The following is a 2,379-nucleotide window of genomic DNA, read 5'->3' on the forward strand; positions in this document are numbered from 1 at the left end:
CCGGTGCACCCAGTGCACCGGACCGGCCCTCGTAGTAGCGGGGACAGGATTTGAACCTGCGACCTCTGGGTTATGAGCCCAGCGAGCTACCGAGCTGCTCCACCCCGCGTCGGTGAACCAGACTCTACGGCACGACGGGCGCTCGACGCGAACCGGTTTCCCGCCGGGCCCGGCGACCGCGTCACGCTGCTGCGCCGCAGGGCGGAGGCGCGGAGGTGCGGAGGTAGCGTGGGGCCATGAACGGCCAGCGCCAGTGGCGGGTCGCGGTGGACCCCGGCCTGGTGGTCCAGCGGACCTGTGACCACCTGAACGACCTGCGGGAGGTCCCCGCCAACACCACCCTCGGCTGCGAGGACTGCCTGCGGACCGGAACCCGCTGGGTGCACCTGCGCGCCTGCCTGAGCTGCGGGCACGTCGGCTGCTGCGACAGCTCGCCCGGGCAGCACGCCCACCGGCACGCCCGGGCCCAGGACGGCCACCACATCGCCCGGTCGGTGCAGCCCGGCGAGGACTGGGCCTGGTGCTACACCGACGAGCTCTTCCTGCGGCCCGCCTGACCGGGGGAGCGCACCACGAGGCCCGGCCGGGCCCGGTGCCGCCCGGCCGGGCCCGGTGCGGTGGCGGGCGCTCTACCGTGGACACCATGGACGGCGGCCAGGACACCCCCGGAACGCCCCGAGCACCCAAACCGCCCGGACTCCCCGGACCGCCCTGCGGACTGCGCGAGCGGCTGGGCGCCGCGCTGTTCGCGAGGGTGGCCGGACCCGACGGCCGGGCGGTCCGGGAGCGGATCCACCACACGCCCGGGGAGCGCTGGTTCCCGCCGGGCCGGGCGATCCGGACGGTGCACGGCGACGCCTCGATGTTCGTCGGCGGACTCACCGCTCTGCTCGTCCAGTCACTGCACCCGTCGGCCATGGCAGCCGTCGCCGCGTACTCGGGCTACCGCAGTGACCCGTGGGGCCGGCTCCAACGCACCAGCACCTTCCTCGCGGTCACCAGCTTCGGCACCGCCGACGACGCCCGGGCCGCCGTGGCGCGCGTCCGCGCGGTGCACGCCAGGATCCGCGGCACCACGGCGGACGGCCGCCGCTACCGGGCCGACGATCCGCACCTGCTCGCCTGGGTCCACGCCGCGGAGGCCGACAGCTTCCTGCGCGCCCACCAGGCGTACGGCGCAACGCCGCTGGACCCGGCGGGCTGCGACGCCTACGTGGCGGACATGGCCCGGGTCGCCGCGGCCCTCGGCGTCCAGGACCCGCCCCGGGACCGGGCCGGCCTCGACGCCGCGCTGCGGTCCTACCGTCCCGAGCTCGCCGTGACACCCGAGGCCGAGGCTGCCGCCGCGTTCCTGCTCCGCCACCCACCCGTCCCGCTGGCCGCCCGCCCCCTGTACGGCGCGCTGGCCGCCGCGGCGGTGGAGCTGATGGCGCCGGAGCACCGCACCCTGCTCGGGCTGCCCGGTGGTCCGCTCGTCACGGCTGCCGTCCGGCCGCTCGGCCTGGCGGTCGTGCGGACGATCCGGTGGGCGATGCCGGCGCCCGGCGAACGGCGCTGAGCGGGGAGCGAGTTGGTCGAGCGGGACTGCAGCCGGCGGTCGGCGGCTGGTGGCCGCCCGGCGCCCACCGCCCGACGCCGTCGGCCGGACGGGGCGACACTGGAAGTCAGCACTGACTGACGACCGCCACCCGGATGTCGGGAAGGAGGCGGTGCCGTGACCGTCCTGTCCCGGCTACGGAGCTCCTGGCGGATGCTGGCCGCTCGGGTGCGGCCCGCGCCCGCGAGCGGGGCGCCGGCGGCGGAGCAGATCGAGGCGCTGCTGCCGCTGCTGGACACGGCCGTGGTGCTGCAGCCCGAGGCCGAGCGCGTCATCCGCCTGTGCGCCGAGGACGGCGTGCTGGACACCAGGCAGATCGCCGAGCGCGGCAGCGAGGTGCGGGTCGGCTACTGGCGTTTGCGCCGCGACCTGCCCGCACTGCCGGGTCCGGCGGAGCTGAAGGACGACATCCGCCGGCTGCTGCTCTACCACGAGTGGTACGTGCACGACGCCGTCGCGTGCGCCTGCGCACCCGTCCAGACACCGGAGCTGGTCGCGCACCGGCGCCACCTCACGGGTGGGCTGGGCGCCCCGGCCGAGCACCTGCGCCTGCTGCGGCAGGACCTGCACTGGGAGCTGGCCGAGCTGACGGACGGTCCGGCGGGCCCGGCCGGCGAGAACACCGGCTCCGGGGACCGCTGAGCGCCGGCGGAACGGACGGCCGTCACCCCGCGCAGCCGGAACGGACGGTCACCGCCCCGCGCGCAGTCGGGATCCGGGCGGGCCGGTCCGGCGACCCCGTCCGGTCACCGCCGTCGCGCGTGGTCCGGGCACGCTGACGC

At 76.7% G+C, this 2,379-nt stretch carries 3 protein-coding genes and 1 tRNA gene; 3 read left to right on the top strand and 1 reads right to left on the bottom strand.

Annotated features, from left to right (window positions below):
* Positions 1–35: 35 nt before the first annotated feature.
* Positions 36–109: transfer RNA gene (locus ACFW1A_RS40105), tRNA-Met, on the bottom strand.
* Positions 110–236: 127 nt separating this feature from the next.
* On the opposite strand from ACFW1A_RS40105, the gene ACFW1A_RS40110 reads away from it, so the two are divergent.
* The 3 genes from ACFW1A_RS40110 to ACFW1A_RS40120 all read left to right on the top strand — a co-directional run bounded on the left by ACFW1A_RS40110 (position 237) and on the right by ACFW1A_RS40120 (position 2,239).
* Positions 237–557 (top strand): UBP-type zinc finger domain-containing protein, encoded by a 321-nt coding sequence (locus tag ACFW1A_RS40110; protein ID WP_380418610.1) that lies wholly within the window; start codon positions 237–239, stop codon positions 555–557.
* An 86-nt stretch (positions 558–643) separates the two neighbouring features.
* A complete protein-coding gene (locus ACFW1A_RS40115; RefSeq protein ID WP_380418612.1) occupies positions 644–1,558 on the top strand; it encodes an oxygenase MpaB family protein in 915 nt (304 codons plus the stop codon).
* Between the two features lie 156 nt (positions 1,559–1,714).
* On the top strand, positions 1,715–2,239 hold the full coding sequence (locus tag ACFW1A_RS40120; protein WP_380418614.1) for a hypothetical protein: 525 nt from the start codon (positions 1,715–1,717) through the stop codon (positions 2,237–2,239).
* Positions 2,240–2,379 lie beyond the last annotated feature (140 nt).

It is taken from the genome of Kitasatospora sp. NPDC058965 (assembly GCF_042741245.1).
Classification (GTDB): Bacteria; Actinomycetota; Actinomycetes; order Streptomycetales; family Streptomycetaceae; genus Kitasatospora.

Coding starts and splice junctions, on each gene's coding strand:
- ACFW1A_RS40110 (WP_380418610.1), top strand. CDS start 237: ATGAACGGCCAGCGCCAGTGGCGGGTCGCGGTGGACCCCGGCCTGGTG.
- ACFW1A_RS40115 (WP_380418612.1), top strand. CDS start 644: ATGGACGGCGGCCAGGACACCCCCGGAACGCCCCGAGCACCCAAACCG.